Source organism: Thalassoroseus sp. (genome assembly GCF_984380535.1).
Genome location: NZ_CFHRBF010000011.1, coordinates 252,386 through 269,769 on the forward strand (window position 1 = coordinate 252,386; position 17,384 = coordinate 269,769).

A 17,384-nucleotide genomic window follows, 5' to 3' on the forward strand; every position below is an offset into this window, starting at 1 on the left:
TTAGAGAAACGATAGCAACGTGAGTTGGCTCGATTGGGCCGCGATCTGCAAGGTGGCCTGCAACGCGATTTGGATGTTGTTCGTTTGCGTAATGACCTCGGTGAGGTCGGCGTCGAATTCCTGCGAAAGATCGGCCTGAATTTGCACCTCACGGTCGGCCAATCGATTGGCTACGGTCTCCAGAACTTTGAGTTTCGCTCCGACTTCGCCACGCAACGCGTTGAAACGGTCGACTTCATCGTTGAACAATGGTTGCAACCGATTGAGTTCGCGTTGGTCACCGGTTCGCAAGGCATTTTCCAGGCGAACAAGGATTCCAAAGACTCCCTCCGGTTCCTGCGGGTTCTTATCGACACCGACGAACGGCGTCGCGGGATTTGTTCCGTTTTCCTGCCCGGCAATGCCGAGCGCTGACGAGATCGCGTTCTCTTCGATAATCAAAGGCCCCGTGCTAACGCCATCGTTGTCAGTAATAGAAATGCCGTTCCCGACAGCGTTCAACGATGCCACCAGCACTCCGGGATCGACCGCGTTGATCGCATCGAGCACTTGTTGCACGTTCTTGGCCCCTGCGAGGTCAATCTCGACTTCGGTTCCATCCCGCCGTTGGATGTGAAGCGGCGTGCCGTTATCAACTGGCACACCAAGTCCACCATCAAGTTCGGCGAGTGTCGTCGTGCCCGTCAACGTGCGTAAACCGAGCAGCGTTGCATTCTGTCCGCCGTTCTCACCGATGGAAAAATCAACCCCATTCACCCGACTGGCCACAATCAGACCGCGTCCGGTTGGGTCGATCTCTGTAACGAGATCGAGTCCTGTTTTCTGCAATGAGTTAAACACATCCTCGACTGTCGTCGCCGTGGAAAGATCGACTGTTACGGTCCGGTCGCCCTGGGTGATCTGTAACCCGGTGCCTGTGGTCACTCCGATTCCCGTGCCACCGTTAAGACTGGAAAGTTGTGTCTGTAGCGTTAATCGAGGGTTCAGGTTGCCACCGTTCACCACCGCAACTGCAGGACTTTCGATCCCTAACTGAGCAGCCGTCGCTGACCCCGTAATATCAGCCACTTCCACCGTTCCAGCAGACGGTGTAAGTCGCAATCCCGAACTTGTCGCCGGATCGATATCGACCGCCAAAGTGATTGGACCCGCTGCAAAAGCCGCTTCAATTCGCGTTTGCAAGTCTTCAATTCGACGCGCGCCCGTGAGGTCTACGGTTGCGGTTTGCTGATTCACTCCGTCGTCGACGGTGACAGTGATCTGGCCAAGTTCCACACCCAGACCACTATTGAGCGAACTGATCGCTGTCTGTAGCGTGAGTGCCGGATTCACATCATTCAAAACCGGTTCCGAGACCGCAGCAAACGCGGAAATACCATCGACATTGTTAGAGAGCGTGAGCCCCGAGTCGAGGTGTGAGTCGATCTCTAAGCCATCACCCAAATACCGTACGGCCCCGGAGTCAGTGATCTCAAATGGTGGAGCCTCGGACTGACTGCCACCAAACAGATATCTTCCACGAAACTGCGTGTTCGCAGTGCCAACTAATCCTTGAATCAGCGCTTGCACGTCTTCGGCGAGCGTGAGACGTTCCGCCTCACTCATGTTATTGCCGCTCCCGTTCAGGAGAATCGATTTGGCCTCGTTTAGTCCATCGTTGACGGACTGAAGTGCTAGTTCGCTTGCAGCTAGGAACGAAGAACTCGTCTGAACACTCGTTTGATACTGTTCCTGTCTTTCGAGCGAACGTTGAAATACAATCGTCCGCACAGCGGCTGCGGGCGATTCACTCGGAACGAAGAACTTTTGCCCACTCCCAGCTTGATCCTGCAATCTAGCTAGCAGTTGCTGGCTCGTTTGCAAGTTCTGCTTGAGTCGCTGACTGATCAGCGAGTTCGGGATGCGTCCGGCTAGTAATGGTCCGATTGTCATGACAGTTCAGTGGGTCGGATGACGAAAACTAGGAATTGAGTCAAGCCATGCACTCGATGGTGAGTCGCTATAGTCTTGTTATAGGTTCAGCATGACTTGCATAAGTTCGTCGACAGTCGTGATGATTCGAGCGGCTGCTTGATAAGAGTGCTGGAATTCAATCAGTTTGAGCGCTTCCTCGTCGAGGCTGACCCCTGAGAATTGATCTCGCTGGCTTTGCAAAGAGTCTCGGTAGGTTGCAACTCCCTCGGAAATCGCTCGTTCCGAGGCCGAACTTTGAGCGATCTCGCCAATGACATTCTCATAGAACCCCGTCAGGCTCCTGTCACCCAGAGCCGTTACGGGGCCGTCGAGAAACTCAGCAAGTCGGCTCGCATTTCGTCCGTCGGATGGACCGCCACCCTGTCCCGTCGCTAGCAAATCAGCATTCTGGATGACGGCGGCGTTGACACCAATTGACGCGGCGTCCGATCCAGAGAAAAACGTGTTGATTCCTAGACCGGCGAGCACACCACTTGAGTCGTTAGCAAACGAGAACTCATAGCCCGATGCAGCGTCAAGTTGTAGCTGTCCGCGGGGTGTGATTGATGCTGAAAGATTAGGAATCGCATCAAGGGCAGCCTGTAAGTCAGTGAGTGATGTATCCGTTCCAATTCCGTCGAGATCGATTGGTATCGTCGTTGTTTCGATAAGCCCGGTGAGTTGGTTGTGGATCTTAACTTCAAACTCACCGTGTTCAGGAACTGTCGGTAAGTCGATCGTGTTTAGCGCCGCTGTACTGTCGAAAACTTCCGTCAATGAAGTCAACGTGGTAGATGCCGTGGTCCCTTCGCCCGATGCATGCAGACGGTTGAACTCGGAGATAAGTCCACTCGCAAATTGATCGAGCTTCTCGACGAATCCCCCCAGGATCTCATCGCGACCTTCAATGACGCCGCGGAGTTCGCCACCCGATCGACTAAGGTCGGCTTTCGTGACACTTGCGACGACACTATTAGTGATAACGCCATTCGTGTTAGTTCTAACAACTTCGAGATTCTGAGTGGTGCCGGTTAAAATCAGGAAGTCGGAACCTGAGTAAATGTCGACCGTGCCACTCGGGTTCTCGCGGAAGCGGACGGGGACAATCTCCGATAGCCGTCGCATTGCAGCGTAACGTTGCGAGCGTTCGCCCCCGGCATTACTAGAAAAATTACTAGCAGCTTCTAGTCCTGCGATCCGAGGGTTGAGACGCGCGATCTCATTGATCAGCCCGTTCGCTTCTTCGACGAGTTGCTCAACACGAGCAGTTTGGTCGGTGCGGAGTTGATCGATACGTACACGAAGGTCGCGAATGTCATTGGCAAGTTCTTGCCCTTGCTGAATAGCGAGCGATCGTAGTGATTCGGATTCCGGCTCGTCAGCTAAGTTCGCGAGCGCTTGTTGGAAGTCATTGAGACTCGTCGACAGGTCGCTATCACCAAGTTCTCGAAGCTCGATTTCGAGTTGTCCATAGACCTCTTGTCTGGCATCTGCAGCAGCGGCATCAGTCGTGGCGGAGTAGAGTCGACCTTCGAGATATAAGTCGATTTGCTGTTGAACGCCCTGTCCAAGAACTCCAATTCCAAATAGCAAGTTCCCATTACTATAGGAACCGCCAGTTTCAAGGATGATCTCTTCGCGAATATAACCGGGCGTGCTGGAGTTCGCGATGTTCTCGCCGGTGACTTGAACCCCAGCGCTAAAAACCTCGAGCGACCGACCAGCAGTGCTTAGTGTTCCATTCAAGCTCATAGGATTTGCTCCGACCTGCTAGCTCTGTAATCGCCGAGGTCACGCCGATGCATCTAAGATGGCACCCCCACGGGATTCCGTCTGTGCCGAAGGTCCATAACCGACTGTTTTACGACCATTTCTGGCGATTAACTGCAATAACTCCGATTGATGACGGTGAGCACCTTGTACAACAACCCATTGACGCCAAGTTTGTCGACGAACTCGTTCGGTCGACTGTTTGATTTGCGCGAGCTGATCGAGCCATCGCGTCGCGTTGGGACTAGCAGTCTGACGAACCCATTCGGTAATGGATCGAACCGGTTCACCTTGATGAGTGGCTTTATGAAGCCATTCCTCTCGGCGGGACAACAATGCTTGTAAACGTTGAACGCACTCGTTCTGTTTTGATGCGGAATCCTTCAACCCGGCAGCATCCGCGACGACTAGCAATTCGTCTTGATGACAAAGAACTTGTTCAAGTTCTTCATTCGCCGACTGAATCTCGCTCAGAATGCGATCGAGTTCGCGAGCGAGTGAGTTGTCTAATGGTGTTGTCATTTCTCCGCCTTCGACATCGTCTAAACTTGGGACTCAAATCGTCGACCTTGTTATCGAACCTTTTGAGGATTCTGTTACGCCGAGGGAGTCCATAGCTGAATAACTAGCGGCGGCCTCGGCTTGGGCACCTCGAATGGATGTTAGAACACGACCATTTCGTTGCGATTCAAATGCTCGGAAGAGAGGTGCCGCTAACGCATCTCCATGTTTCTCCGCAAGATCGTCAGCGATGTGTTCATCGAACTGTCCCTGAAAAATGCGTTCTGCTTGTCCACCGTGAAAGTACGCAGGTTCTCCCTGTGCACTTCGTAGTGACTTGATCATCTGGCGGAAAAACGTACCCCCGACAAACTCTTGAAAAGCTTGGCGAACCTCCTCGTGTTCATTCGGAGTGCCCGCAGAGGGTAGCAGTGCAGTGTTGATAGTCGACATGATTCGTCATCCTTGCGGATTCAGTTTCTAACCGTTCTCTTGGTAGACGGCGTGTAGTTTGCCAGTTCGATGAAGTTCGCGAATGATCGCAATCACATCATCTGTCGGGACACGAAGCTGATTGAGTGCTTGAATTAGGTCGTCCAGACGTTGCGGTGAGTTCTCATTCGTGTTGTCGACGATTGGTACAAACCTGCCAGCTGTTGGCCCCACTGGTAATGGGTTCGCGCCGCCGACTTGAACTGTCAGGTTCTTGTGAGATATCACAACCGGACTAATTTCGACTTCACCAGTGACAATGATGACGCCTGTCTTCGCATTCACAACGACCCGTGCTTGGGTATGGGGATTCTCAATGCTAATTGCTAGTAGTAAAGCGATGAATTGAACAGGGTCATCATGGTACTGTTCAGGGATTTGGACTTGAACCACACCGGGACCACTTGCCTTTGCGAGTCGCGAGTACCGTACTTCAAAGCCAAATTCGGTATTGATTGCTCGCGCAATTTCGTTGGCACTATGGAAGCTAGAGTGGGCGGCGTCGAGTAATAGCGTGACAAGGTGACCATTCGCTGTGTTCTCGAATAGCCCGGGAAAGTTGTGTTCCAAGACCACTCCATTCGGGATCTTCGCGGTTGTTTCTTGTCCGGCTTCTTGAATGAATAGCGGGCCGGAAACTAATGCAAGTGCAATGTCTTTCTTTTGAGGATCTGTCGATGTCAATGGTGTGACTAGTAGACGTCCTCCCCGCAGGCTTTTAGCACCCATGACGGAACTCACATGGGCGTCGATGCGTTGTCCTTTTCGGAGTCCTGTTGCAGGGACTGTGGCCTCGACCATAACCATCGCGACATTTTTGGCGTTCTGCAGTTCATTGATGGCCGTTGGTGCGTTCATGCGTTGGAGTGCCGCTTGCAACGCACGCATTGCGGGTAAATTACGACCGCCGTCACCGGTACCTTGTAAACCAACGACAAGTCCCATGCCGGTAAGTTTGACTTCTTTCTGACCATAGATCGTGCAGATGTTCTCCAGTCGTACACGTGCGAACACGTCATCGCTATTGGCGAGGAGAACGATCAATGCTAGTAGGAAAGGTAGTCGTTTCATTGCATTTTGGATTTGACGGTGATAGTTCGATCGAATGGCTCGATGACAGCCCTCTGGGTGTTCCAATGATTGTTAGAAGGGGAAGATCACATCGAGGATGCGAACGCCCCAGGCGCGTCGGGTACTATCCTTGACTCGGCCGGCTTGGTCCTTCGTGATTTTCAAGTTGGCGATGTTCTCGCTAAGAGCGGTGTTGTCGCGATTGATGTCAACGCTGCGGACGGTTCCGGTGAGGGTGTATTCCCAAGTATCGTCATTGGATTCAATGGTCTTCCGTGCCTCAAGTACGAGGTTGCCGTTCGGCAAGACATCAACAACAGTCGCGGCTATCCGGTAGATGATTTCTTCACTTTCAAGGACTCGCCCGGTCGCATCGAGTCTGGCATTCAAAGAGGCATCCATAGCCGGTGAGTTCTCGGCGGCATTTGTGAGATTGCCGTCCTCACTAATTCGCATGAACTCGCCGATTTCTGCTAGCAACGAACCACGTCGACTTCGATTGAAACGCGAGTCGACGGAGACTTCCGAGATCTCTTTGACGATGATCGTCACGATATCGTGGACATGGATTTCCTGGGGCGGCGTTTGCGGAATGAAACAGAGCGAATGATGTTGCATCAGCAACGGCTGTTCGAAACCGACATATCCGGAAGGTGGCAGAACAGGTCGGGCCGGCGGTAAACCGGATGGTCGGGGCTGTGAATAAGGGTCCGGCGGTGGAAAGACTCCGCGGGGTGCATATTGGTTCTGCGGCGGATACTGCTGTGGTGGTGGATAATAGTTCTGCGGTGAAGGCGGTTGTTGTTCGGCTTGGTAAGGATCCGCGTAACGATTTTGGCCGGATGGGTTTTGGGGATCATTGTTTAATGGGGATGGATACTGTGCCGCCGGTGGTGGGGGCGCAGGATTCAAACGATTCGGCTCTTGCAACGGGTATCCGGTGTCAAAGTCCGACGGATTGCCGTACGAAGACGGTTCTCTCACGCGGCCGTCACCGAAATCGTAGGCGGGCGGTCGCGGGGGAAACTGCGGCGGTTGTGCCAACGCGTTCGACTGAAACAAGTACACGACGGTGATTACCGATCCTGTACAGAGCATCGCGGTTCGCAGGGTGTTTCGTGTTGTACTCATCGACTCACTCCTGCTGGCTCTCGAGAGATGGAAACGGAACTCGTCGGTGAGGGGATTTCTGCGGTGTGGACGCCGGTCACTCGTGCCGTTAACCGGTCCTGGCCGGTTAAACTCATGACGGTGATGGGGTCGTCGAGTCCCCCGTCGCTGAGTGACTTCATTTCACGTCGCACACTGATGCCGCCACTCCGAACGGTTACTGTCACGATGTCTCGCGACCGCACGAGTAGCACACGCTCGAGATCCTTTGTTTCAATCGCTTCACCGTGACGAATTGCTCGTTTGGTTTGTCGTCCGACGATGTTTTCGGGAACCGTGATTGCTTGCTCGTGACTTAGGGATTGGACCCACTTCAAATCCGACGCTTGCAGGATATGGCCGCGTGGCACACTTTCAGCAACGGTCAGTACAAACGGTTGAATTTGAATTTGGCACTGGATTGTTAGCCGAACGGGTTCCCCTTGAGAATCCGTCGTCGTTGCCGTCAAAACCTGTGGAGTGTCAACGGGACCTTGCCAGCCGGTGAGCTGGATACTTTCCTGTCGCATAAATGTATGAAGTGCATGGGAATCGGCTAGCGAAACGGAACTCGGAACGATCGAAACGTTGACTGTGTCCAACTGTAATTCCGGCCAACGGTGATGAATCGTTTCGCGTACGGCTTGAATGAGGCGTGTTTCGGCTTGTTCGATTTCGCGTGGCGAAGGTGCACGAGATGCAGCGGTTTGCTGAATTCGAGTGATCGGTTCCAGTACTACTGCCGCCTGCGTGACTTTAGGCGTTTGAACTCGGACCACGCTGTGCCCGGAGAATTCAAGATCGGCGAGATTGATTCCTACGGCTCGGAGTCGGGCCCGCATGTCGATAAAGCGGAAGTGCTTCTCTGTCCCCGGTGCAGGAGCCGGACCGAGTACGGTCTCTTGCAGTTTCTTCGTCAGAGTTGGGTCGACATCCGTAACATCTGCGATATCACCCAGGGTGACAACAGCATTTTCGATCGTTGCAGTCTCGTGAAACCGTACGATGGCTGCGTTGCCGGTCGTGCATAAAGCAATGACCAAGCTGATTCCCACGAGCCAAATTTTCGATTCTCGATTATCCATGCTCGATCCTCGAATTCGAATCGACCACTCGCAAATGCGGTGATCAGTTCGAGTCGATTTCCATTAGAAACGTCGCAAGTTGGCGACGAGTTGCAGCGTTTGATCGGCGGCCTGTACGACTTGACTGTTCAATTCGAAGTTGCGTTGGATTTTGATCAGGTCCACGAGTTCCCGCACGGGCTCGACGTTGGAAGATTCTAGGAACCCCTGCAGAAGTGTGCCGCGTCCTTCGAGCCCAGGTTGACCGACGAGCGGTTGCCCGGATGCTTCGGTGACGGAATACAAGTTATCGCCGCGTTGCAACAGACCTTGCGGGTTGATGAACCGGGCCGTTTCAATCTGTCCGACATTACTGAGCGTGTTCTGGCCGGCCTCGCGAACACTCACAATGCCTTCCTGGGAAATCGATATCTCGACGGCTTCGGGTGACACGGTGATCGGCGGTTCGAGCACGCGACCGCGTCCCGCGGATTGCGTGACCAGTTGGCCGTTCGGGTTCAAACTGAACGAGCCCGAGCGGGTATACATGATCTCGTTGCCATCCTGCACGGCGAAGAATCCGTCGCCGAGGATGGTGACGTCGAGTTGTCGTTCGGTTTCGAGTGGGCTGCCTTGGTTGTGGTCGACCGCAGTGGCATCGGCGCGTGTCCCCATACCGACCGCAACGCCAGTGGGGGTGAGTTCTCCCTGAGCATCTTGTGCACCGGGAAGTTTGAGTTGCTGATAGTACAAGTCGGCGAAGTTGACCCGCGAGCGTTTGAAGCCCGTCGTTCCCGAGTTCGCCAGGTTGTTCGCGACGACATCCAGATTGGTCTGGAAGGCTTGCATACCCGTCGCAGCAGAGTGTAGTGCTTGTAAACCCATCTCGCCCCCTTCGGAATTCCGTCCTCAACGTAAACCCATGAAACTCGTTTGTCGGCCCGTCTACCGCCCTGGCACACTTTGTAACAAGCGGGAGAGGGTTTCATCTTGAAGTTTGAGGAGGTTGAGATTTGTCTCGAATGCTTTCGATGCTTCGATCATTTGGACGGTTTCGGAGATCGCATTCACGCCGGAGACTTCCACGTACCCTTGTCGAACACGGGTCGCTAGTCCGGCGGGAGACGTGGGTCCATTTGAGGCATAACGGTTATCACCGATCTTCTCGAGATCAGCCAACGACTGCGGCACCACGATATCCAATTGAGCCACTTGCGATTGCACACCGAGTTCGTCCATCACGGAAATCACTCCGTCCGCGCTAATCGAAATCTCGGTGGCGTTTGCGGGGATGACGATCGGCGTGCCTGTGTTGTCCAAGACCTGATCGCCCTGCTCCGTGACGAGTTCACCGATCGCATTTTGTGTCAGCGAACCATCCCGCGTGAGAAATTCGTTTTGCCCATCACTCACCCGGAGAAACCCCTGGCCTTCCAACGCGACATCGAAACGGGCTCCGGTTTCTTCCAGAGAACCATTTTTGAAGTCGGTCACAACGTCGGTGAGCGAAGTCCCACCGGTTACACGCTCCAGATGCCCAGGCAAATTGCGACCGGTTCCGTATTCGACATCATACGGATGATACGTCTGAGCAATCGTAAGATCGCGTTTGAATCCGGCGGTGTCGGCGTTGGCCAGGTTGTTGGCAATCACGTCCAATCGCTTTGATTGAACCTGTGCTCCCTGAGCCGACAGGTAAAGTCCGTACAGCATTTTCGTGATCCCAATTCGGCAAACACAACGTGCCCTACCAAACAGGATCGACCGTTACGACCGTTAACTTAAGCCTAACTCCTCTATTTTGACGCCCGGAAACTTCCCGGAATGGGAATGGTGGAATGCGGAAACAGTACGAAGCTGCGGTTTTCGATACCAAAACTTCTCTTCCGGAAATTCGCCAGAACTGATCGCAAATCCAATGTAACGCTGCTGTTGCCTACTCGGGCTTTTGTATTGCATCGAGTTTTTTCAGTACGGCATCAAGTTGTCGGGTCATGAGATTCAAGCGGGCTTCGAGCGTTTCAATGCGTTCTTGCAGTTTGTTGAGGTCGTCATTTTTGTTCACGGGGTTCAGCAGGTTCATGCGTGGATTGCGAGCCGCAAGGCGGGCAGCCTTTTCCGCCTGAAACTTCTCATATTCAGCGGCAAGAGCGGGCGCTCTTTCTTCAAGGGATTTTTCAAGCACTGCCATCGGCACGTCAGCCAACACGTAATACTGAATTGATGCGATCTGGTCATCGTGCGTGGCTTGGACTCGGATCGGCACCGTGACCGGGATTCCCGTTGACGGTTCGCCAGGAATATTTTTTGTAATCTGGGTCCCAAGTTTCTGAAGATTTTCGTAACTGGATTGAATCGTCTTAGGGAGCACTGGTGAAAACTTCGATTGTGCGGTTTGCTCGATAACTTCTTGAGCACGTGCAAGAATGACGTTGTTGTCCAGCACGACCGTGCCGGTTTTGGAATCGATCTCCATTCCCTCTTGGGTTTCGATCAACTCAATTTTAACGTCTTTCGGCTTGGCTCCAATCAGTTCGTGGGTCAGTGTCGTGTTTGGACCATCTGCGAGCCGAAATGCCGATTGGCGATATTTCCATCGTATCGGCATGGAAGACTTTGAGGAGTCGCCTTCGTGCTTTGGGGAATCAGTCGCGGTCCAGCGATATAGCCGATCGCCGTCGATCACGTAAGCAGTTTTTTCGGCGGTTTTTAGCATCGGTCGTGGCGGTTGTTCGCCAGCCGTCCATCGAAACCCCGCTGGTTGCAATTTCCGGGAAAGTACGATCTGCTGATCTTCGGGACCCGTAACGTACAGCGACATACTCGTGAGGACTTCTTGCGAGCGAATCGTACTTCCGACCGACGTCGGCCGCGACGTCAAAGCTAGTTCCACTTTCAGGTCTGTACCCGGGATGTCAGCGGACCCCATCGGTGCCCGATGCCCTGGACGCAACACGTGTGTCCAGGGCGAAGAAAGATTGATCGACGAGGTGTTGGCATTTCGTTGCCGGCTGTGTTCGCCGAAGGTGTCGATCACCCATCGATTGTTGGCGGCTGGCAACAAGCTCGGTATCGCGCGAACATCAAGAAGGAGCAACGGCTGGAATTGTCGATCCATCAGTAAGCCATCGAGCAGAATTCCATATGCGTTATAGAAATTCTCTCGGTCAGCCATTTGTGCCGAGATTTCGCGTTCAAGCTGAAAATGATCCATACGGTAGATTCGGGCCGTTACAAGATCGGAGACCATGAACGATCCATCGTACACTTCGACCTTCTTGATTGGATTATTTCGGTGAATCGAATGTTTGAGTTCGAGCGTCTGCAGGTCATGGATATCTAACCGGTTGGGGTTTGACTCGGTTACGAGGAAGACATGCGTGGGCGAGACTTCGAGAAATCTCGCGTAATTGCTAAGAGATTGATTGGCGAGAACCTTCCCGTTCGCCACATCGACGACGGCGATACGTGGTTCATTCTTGGAAAAAGAGGTGCCGTCCCGTGATGCATCCGAGTTTGACCGTTTGATCGTTGAAATGACGGCTAACCTTTGATTAGGGAGCGTGTCCACGTCGCGATTGTCTTCGGTATCCTCGCTATTCTGTTGAGATTCGGGAGCATCGATTAAGGTGAAACGGTCCGCTTGAAATGGCAATTTGAGGCTTGGATATGACACGTCACGCGAGAAATCGTATGTCGCCTGACTGTCGCCAAACACCGCCTTCACGCGGAATTTCGTTTCACTGATTGCATCGAGTTTCGGCGTCCACGTTGCGCGGATTTGATGAGGACGCGATTCTTCAGAGATCTCAATTCCGCTGGGTTGTTCGATGAGACTTAAAGTCACTCGAGGGTCGGCCGAGATCTTTAGTTCAGATGGCTCACCCGCAACGACTTCCTGGGGGGCCTCGAAAGTTGGCAGCAGGAATGGTTCGTCCGGCAACTCGAATTCAGCCCACGACACGAAAACTGCATGGTCACGGTAAGCGAAAATTGTTTGCTCGCGTGCGTCATCACAAAGCACTTGCCGTTGAAAGTTGATCTTTTTGAAGTCAGCACCCGATTGAACGCCACGCGGGATTTCATTGGTGGAGAAGCTGGTTTTCAACTGAAACGAAACCTGACGGCCAACGGGCTTCATGGTGTTGTACGAAGCGACCTGCAACCAAGCGCGGTGCGATTGCGGTTCCGTGTTTGACGAGCCAGAGCGACTCGACCGAGTGTAAGAAGCGTATGACGAACCGCCAAAGATCAACGGGCGTTTCGAGGAAAAAGCGGCTGCTTCGAACGGGAGTTTTCCGATCTTTGTCTCCAGCGTGGCCGAATAGATGTTCGACCCGGATGCGACCACTCGCGAAAAGGGGCCCGGCGTAAACGCGGAAGCAGACTGATGGTCGTAGAAGATTTGCGCGAACGAGGGGTTTTGATCATCAAGTGCGTTCGTGCGACGGAGCGCCTCCAAACCCGATGGTGAATACGGACCGCGTCGGTAAGCATACAGGCCATCGGCTGACACTGCTGCATCCATCGCGTCCCGCCCGTGCGTTTTGTCGAAAACGGACTTCACGTGACGATTCCCACGCAGATCAACCGCTGAAACTGCCGAGCTATGTCCGCTACCGTAGCAGTAGTAGATGAATGGGTCTTCGGTATTCTGCGATAAAAAAACACTCGAGACACCAACCGAAGCCAGCGGGACTCTCTCAAGCAGTGTGAGTTTTTCTGCATCGATGACATACATATTCGCGTCTTGTGTGCACACCACGGCAAAGACACACTGGTCGCCAAACTGTTTGAAGCAGACCGCGTAAGGAGTCGGTCCAACCGAGACCGTATTGACCGGCGTGAGGCTGTCCTCTTGAATGTCTTGCTGTCGATAGAATGCGACCACGTTTTTGTGCGGATCGACTGCGGCAAAGTCACCGGTGCGAGGGTGCATCGCCAACGACGCATAGTCACCGGACAACTTGACGACTCTTATGCCCGGATCTGCGGCGTGGAGAGGGGCAGTCACATGTGTCCCAATCGGAACGACAATCGTCGAAGCTATTACAATGCAGACGAGTCGTAGGGCAGCAGTCATCGTTGAAAGACTCCGTCGAAAGGGAATCGTAGTTTGACACCGGAAACGAATTACACGATTCATGGGGTGTTCATACTATCACGCCAGGCTCGTGGTTCAATGCTGGACCTGAATCAGGCATTTGCGATGGCGATGCGAGGACGCAGTGATGAGTCATCAGCAAGTCAAGAAGTTGACAGGAGACTAGGATCGTTTGAGAATCGACATTCTAGTTGCCTGTTGTTTCGGTGAGCCAAAATGGAACCGCGTGTAATCAAAGTGGGAGATATGGCGGAGGTTGCGACGTTGTTGCGGCCGGGTGGTTTTGTGGTGGTGCACGGGGAACGACATTCGGCTCGGTGTGCCAAGGGGTATTTGGAGGTCGGCACTGAAGTCGTTGTGACTGGGGGCGACAATCACGGTTTTATCGTGATCGCGGCTAGCGAGTCGCTTCAATTGGAATTGCTGCCGGACTTTGGGAAACCTGTCTACTCGTCCTTCGGTGCGTCTGCGAAAGCGGCGGCGTTGGAAGCTGAACGGCAAATGCAGATTTGGTGCGTCAAACGACGGAAATGGCGAATGCGAATCGGACCCGTGGTCGGTCTGGTATTCGCTGCGGTTGGCGTTGCTCTCGTGTGGGACTTACTCGAAACCATCCCGACTTGGGAGAACGCGAAAGCGTGGACAGTCGCCGGACTACTGGGAATTGGAGCTTTCGTCGGTCTAGGATTATTGGAGGTGATCGACGCGGTCTTGCTGAGGATCGACTTCGCGTTGCATCGGTTTTCCCTCGGCATCACGGCGTTGATACTCGCAGGAATCACGGCAGGTCTAGTCTGGCTGACGCCGCAATACGGGCTTCTCTGGGGAATCGTGGCGGCGGTCGTGTTGGGATTTCTGACCGGTGTGCCATTGGCCTTCGGCTTTGCACTCGTCGCCCGCGGCGATGCGCCCCAAGTCTCCAAAGTGAAGTGAGTCCGAGCAAAACATCATGAGCGATTTCGGCACCGTTTTGAGTATCCATCGGCAAGATGGAAAGTCCACAACTGACGCGGATGAAGCGCGTGTCAAATCTCTCACACAGCAAATGGTGTTGCCTTATGACGACCGGATCAACGATTTCTCGGCATTCAATCTTCGATACGGCAGCAGTTCAGGGCCTGATGGTTCGGACGGGATCTTGGTCAGTCTGACGGAATACTCGTTCGATGATCTCGATTTTGAATCCGGACAAACCGATGAATCGCTCATCAATGAAGATCGTCCCTTTGCCGAACGGTTTGGCGAGGAACTTCAAGAGAAGCTGGGGCCAGAGTACATCGTCGAAGTCTACTGCGGACACTGGTAGCCACTGCCATCACGCTGCGTCGACGAGTTGCCCGTCTTTGAGTTCCTTGCGGACGGGAAAACGGCCCGCGAGTTCGGTGCTATGTGTCACGCACAGGAGCAATGTGTTTTGCTCTTTGGCGATTTCGAGCAGCAGCGAACCAACACTTTCGGCGGTTTTCTGATCGAGATTTCCGGTTGGTTCATCGGCCAGCAACAAAGCCGGTGCGTTGATCAACGCGCGACAAATTCCTACCCGTTGTCGTTCGCCGCCGGACAGCTGAGCCGGACGGTGCGTCAATCGTTCGGATAAACCGACGCGATCCAGCAATTCTTTCGCTCGTTTCTCGGCGGCTTCGTCGGCACCGTCACCGGCGAGACGCGGGATCAACACGTTCTCCAAAACTGTGCACTGTGGCAACAGATGATGGTCTTGGAAGACGAAACCGATGTTCGCATTACGATAGCGGGCCCGATCGGTTTCCGAACCGGTGAGCACGTCTTGGCCGAGAATTCTCACGGCTCCCGATGTCGGTTCGTCGAGTGTCCCGACGATGTAAAGCAGCGTGCTCTTTCCTGACCCCGAAGGGCCGGTCACGACGACACTTTCGCCGCGTTGCATCGTCAGATTCAGATTCCGCAATACGGACAAATCCCCACCGGCAGTGGTGAAAGTCTTCGTCAAGTTTTCGACGGCCAAGTCGGCGGGTGCGTCGCTCATGACTCGGTATGTTCCTGAAGTTGGCTGATGAAGGCGGGCGGAATTTCGATGGACCGCATCGGTTCGCCAGGACGGAAGACACAGCACACGGTTTTCATTTGTCCGCGGGCGATGCGGGTTTCGTCACGCCAGAATTCGTAGTTGATCGTCAAACTCTTCACGCCAATGCGTTCAACCGTCACACGAACTTCGAGCACATCTTGATAGAACGCCGGCGATTCGAAACTGCACTTGGACGACACCCGAGGCCAACCCCAAGTGGAGCCGTCGTCGCGTTTCTCCATGATCGACAGACCGAGCGAATGCAAAAATTCATGCTCGGCGACTTCCATGTACCGATAGAAGTTCGCGAAATGCACGATGCCCGCGAGATCGGTCTCATGGAATTCGACTCGATGAGTGGTTGTAAACGAGCTAGCCATGTCTGTCAGACTTTTGGAGATTCGGTAACAGGAGTGAAGAAACGGTCGATGGTTTCTTGCGGCGGCGGTGGTGTGAGTAGGCTGACAAAGATGACGGCAAGTGCTGATGCGCCACACATCGGTGCGACGGGATGAAAACCGAACCATCGGTAGGCATCGTTGGCACCGTAGTCGGCCGCGATGAATAGATAGATTCCAACCGCGATGGCCGTCAGCACGGACACATACCCGCCCCAAACCGTGGTGCGTCGCCAATACAGACACGCGAACGCCAGCGGCGTGAGGGCGGCAAAACCACTGAAACACCAAATGCCCAACTGAAACAAACGCGGCAGCTCAAGCAGACTGAGTCCGTAAACAATTGACACAATTCCCACAATGAACAACCGGGCGATCCACACGATTTTCCGGTCGTCATAGGTCTCACGTCCGCCGTAATGCAGCACGATATCTTCTGTGAACATCGTTCCCAGGCAGAGGAATTGGCTATCCAACGAGGACATGATCGCCGCCAAAACTCCTGCCGCGAGTAACCCACCCAAGATAGGATCGGTCAGGCGACCGACCATCGCGCCGAGAACGCCGTTGGCATGAAAATCCGGAGGAAACATATTTGTTCCATCCGGGCCGATGATCGAAGTCGCCCATACCCCCAACATGACACAAGGGAGCCACACGATAAGGATAAACACCGGATGGGCCACAATCGCGAGTTTGAAGGAACTCGCACGTTTGGCGGTTAGCCAATGTTGAAACACATGCGGGAACATTCCGACCGAGAGCGGTATCAACAGGAATGAAAAGAACGTGGGCTGCGTGAGTTTATCGAGTGTGAGTTTTTCGGGGTGTTGTTCGAGCACCGCTGCGGTGGCTGCTTCGGCTCCTCCGATTTTATCCGAGATGGTAACGAACGTGACCACACCGAGCGTCATAAAGACCAGTGTTTGAAACGTGTTCGCCCAGGCCGTTCCTCGCATGCCGCCGAAGAATACATACGTCAGCACAACCACACAGATCACTAACGAACCGAGCCACTGTGGAATGGCACCGGCTGTGTCCGGGAACATCTCGGGAAGTGCCCCCTTGGTGACGGCTTTGAGCATCACCCCCGCGGGAACGACGCCAATCAGCAAATAGACCGCCACCATCGCAACGAGAACGGGAAACAAGAGCAGTCCAATGCCGTTGCTGTTGAGTCGATCGCGGAAGAACTGAATCTGCGTCGTGTAACCGTAACGCCGACCGAAAGTCCAAAGTTTTACACCCAAGGTGAAAAAGCACAGCGAGTGCACAATCCCGCTGGCCGACGCCAGAATCGGATAAACACTCACGCCCTTCGCGAATGCCTCTCCTGTAGAACCAACCAACGCGAAGCCGGTCATCGTGGTGCCGAACAGGGACATCAACAGTAAAACCGGACCAATCGAATGGCTGGCGAGCATATAGTCTTGGCTGGTTTTCCGTTGCCAACGCGTGGACACCAAGCCGAGCAACAGCAGCAGAACGAGATAACCAGCGATGATGACGAGTTGTGTCACGGTTGGTCCTCGTTGGTGGTTTCCGTAGGAGTTTCGAGGACTTCAGCATCGGTCGGCCAACAATTTTGCACGACCAAGTACCACGCAAACGCGGACAGGATCGAGATCAACGCATGATAGGCCAACGCCATCGGCACACGATCGAACAACAACGCATCAGCTGCGAAATGCCAATCCATTTGGTGCAAGACGATCAAAAGTCCAACGAGCAGTCCGGCGAAAAAATTCGGCATGATGGTTGATTCTTGTCGGTTTCGTAGGGTGCATCGAGATGCACCGACCTTTCACGCGTGCTGTGATGTATTGCGAGGCATC

Annotated in this window: 16 protein-coding genes; 2 read left to right on the plus strand and 14 right to left on the minus strand. The window is 53.7% G+C overall.

Features of this window, described 5'->3' with window-relative positions; genetic code table 11:
- The 10 genes from AC5DDB_RS16935 to AC5DDB_RS16980 all read right to left on the minus strand — a co-directional run bounded on the left by AC5DDB_RS16935 (window position 1) and on the right by AC5DDB_RS16980 (window position 13,083).
- A complete protein-coding gene (locus AC5DDB_RS16935; protein WP_491740928.1) occupies window positions 1-1,932 on the minus strand; it encodes a flagellin N-terminal helical domain-containing protein in 1,932 nt (643 codons plus the stop codon).
- A gap of 78 nt (window positions 1,933-2,010) precedes the next feature.
- A complete protein-coding gene (gene flgK, locus AC5DDB_RS16940; protein ID WP_491740929.1) occupies window positions 2,011-3,705 on the minus strand; it encodes a flagellar hook-associated protein FlgK in 1,695 nt (564 codons plus the stop codon).
- A gap of 39 nt (window positions 3,706-3,744) precedes the next feature.
- Window positions 3,745-4,245, minus strand: a complete 501-nt coding sequence (flgN, locus tag AC5DDB_RS16945; protein ID WP_491740930.1) for a flagellar export chaperone FlgN — start codon at window positions 4,243-4,245, stop codon at window positions 3,745-3,747.
- A gap of 33 nt (window positions 4,246-4,278) precedes the next feature.
- A complete protein-coding gene (locus AC5DDB_RS16950) occupies window positions 4,279-4,677 on the minus strand; it encodes a rod-binding protein (RefSeq protein WP_491740931.1) in 399 nt (132 codons plus the stop codon).
- Window positions 4,678-4,704: 27 nt separating this feature from the next.
- Window positions 4,705-5,787 (minus strand): flagellar basal body P-ring protein FlgI, encoded by a 1,083-nt coding sequence (locus AC5DDB_RS16955; protein WP_491740932.1) that lies wholly within the window; start codon window positions 5,785-5,787, stop codon window positions 4,705-4,707.
- Window positions 5,788-5,859: 72 nt separating this feature from the next.
- Window positions 5,860-6,918: a flagellar basal body L-ring protein FlgH gene (locus AC5DDB_RS16960; RefSeq protein ID WP_491740933.1), complete on the minus strand. Its 1,059-nt coding sequence runs from the start codon at window positions 6,916-6,918 to the stop codon at window positions 5,860-5,862.
- Window positions 6,915-8,021: a flagellar basal body P-ring formation chaperone FlgA gene (gene flgA / locus AC5DDB_RS16965; protein WP_491740934.1), complete on the minus strand. Its 1,107-nt coding sequence runs from the start codon at window positions 8,019-8,021 to the stop codon at window positions 6,915-6,917. Before flgA ends, AC5DDB_RS16960 begins: the two co-directional genes overlap by 4 nt.
- 63 nt (window positions 8,022-8,084) lie before the next feature.
- Window positions 8,085-8,885, minus strand: a complete 801-nt coding sequence (gene flgG, locus AC5DDB_RS16970; protein ID WP_491740935.1) for a flagellar basal-body rod protein FlgG — start codon at window positions 8,883-8,885, stop codon at window positions 8,085-8,087.
- A gap of 60 nt (window positions 8,886-8,945) precedes the next feature.
- Complete coding sequence (gene flgF, locus AC5DDB_RS16975) at window positions 8,946-9,713, minus strand: flagellar basal-body rod protein FlgF (RefSeq protein WP_491740936.1); 768 nt, start codon at window positions 9,711-9,713, stop codon at window positions 8,946-8,948.
- Between the two features lie 223 nt (window positions 9,714-9,936).
- Window positions 9,937-13,083, minus strand: coding sequence for a hypothetical protein (locus AC5DDB_RS16980; protein ID WP_491740937.1), 3,147 nt, complete (start codon window positions 13,081-13,083; stop codon window positions 9,937-9,939).
- Between the two features lie 237 nt (window positions 13,084-13,320).
- On the opposite strand from AC5DDB_RS16980, the gene AC5DDB_RS16985 reads away from it, so the two are divergent.
- Together AC5DDB_RS16985 and AC5DDB_RS16990 are read left to right on the plus strand one after the other, a co-directional pair.
- Complete coding sequence (locus AC5DDB_RS16985) at window positions 13,321-14,037, plus strand: hypothetical protein (RefSeq protein WP_491740938.1); 717 nt, start codon at window positions 13,321-13,323, stop codon at window positions 14,035-14,037.
- 16 nt (window positions 14,038-14,053) lie between these two features.
- The gene (locus tag AC5DDB_RS16990) at window positions 14,054-14,410 is read left to right on the plus strand and encodes a hypothetical protein (RefSeq protein ID WP_491740939.1); all 357 of its coding nucleotides are present in this window, start codon (window positions 14,054-14,056) and stop codon (window positions 14,408-14,410) included.
- A 9-nt stretch (window positions 14,411-14,419) separates the two neighbouring features.
- Here the strand turns inward: AC5DDB_RS16990 and AC5DDB_RS16995 are convergent, their stop codons facing one another.
- The 4 genes from AC5DDB_RS16995 to AC5DDB_RS17010 are packed head-to-tail and all read right to left on the minus strand — an operon-like array spanning window position 14,420 to window position 17,302.
- Window positions 14,420-15,109, minus strand: coding sequence for an ABC transporter ATP-binding protein (locus tag AC5DDB_RS16995; RefSeq protein ID WP_491740940.1), 690 nt, complete (start codon window positions 15,107-15,109; stop codon window positions 14,420-14,422).
- Window positions 15,106-15,531, minus strand: a complete 426-nt coding sequence (locus AC5DDB_RS17000; RefSeq protein WP_491740941.1) for an acyl-CoA thioesterase — start codon at window positions 15,529-15,531, stop codon at window positions 15,106-15,108. Before AC5DDB_RS17000 ends, AC5DDB_RS16995 begins: the two co-directional genes overlap by 4 nt.
- A gap of 5 nt (window positions 15,532-15,536) precedes the next feature.
- Window positions 15,537-17,069, minus strand: coding sequence for a sodium:solute symporter family protein (locus tag AC5DDB_RS17005; protein ID WP_491740942.1), 1,533 nt, complete (start codon window positions 17,067-17,069; stop codon window positions 15,537-15,539).
- Window positions 17,066-17,302 (minus strand): DUF3311 domain-containing protein, encoded by a 237-nt coding sequence (locus AC5DDB_RS17010; protein WP_491740943.1) that lies wholly within the window; start codon window positions 17,300-17,302, stop codon window positions 17,066-17,068. The genes AC5DDB_RS17005 and AC5DDB_RS17010 overlap by 4 nt, the downstream gene beginning before the upstream one ends.
- Window positions 17,303-17,384: the final 82 nt, after the last annotated feature.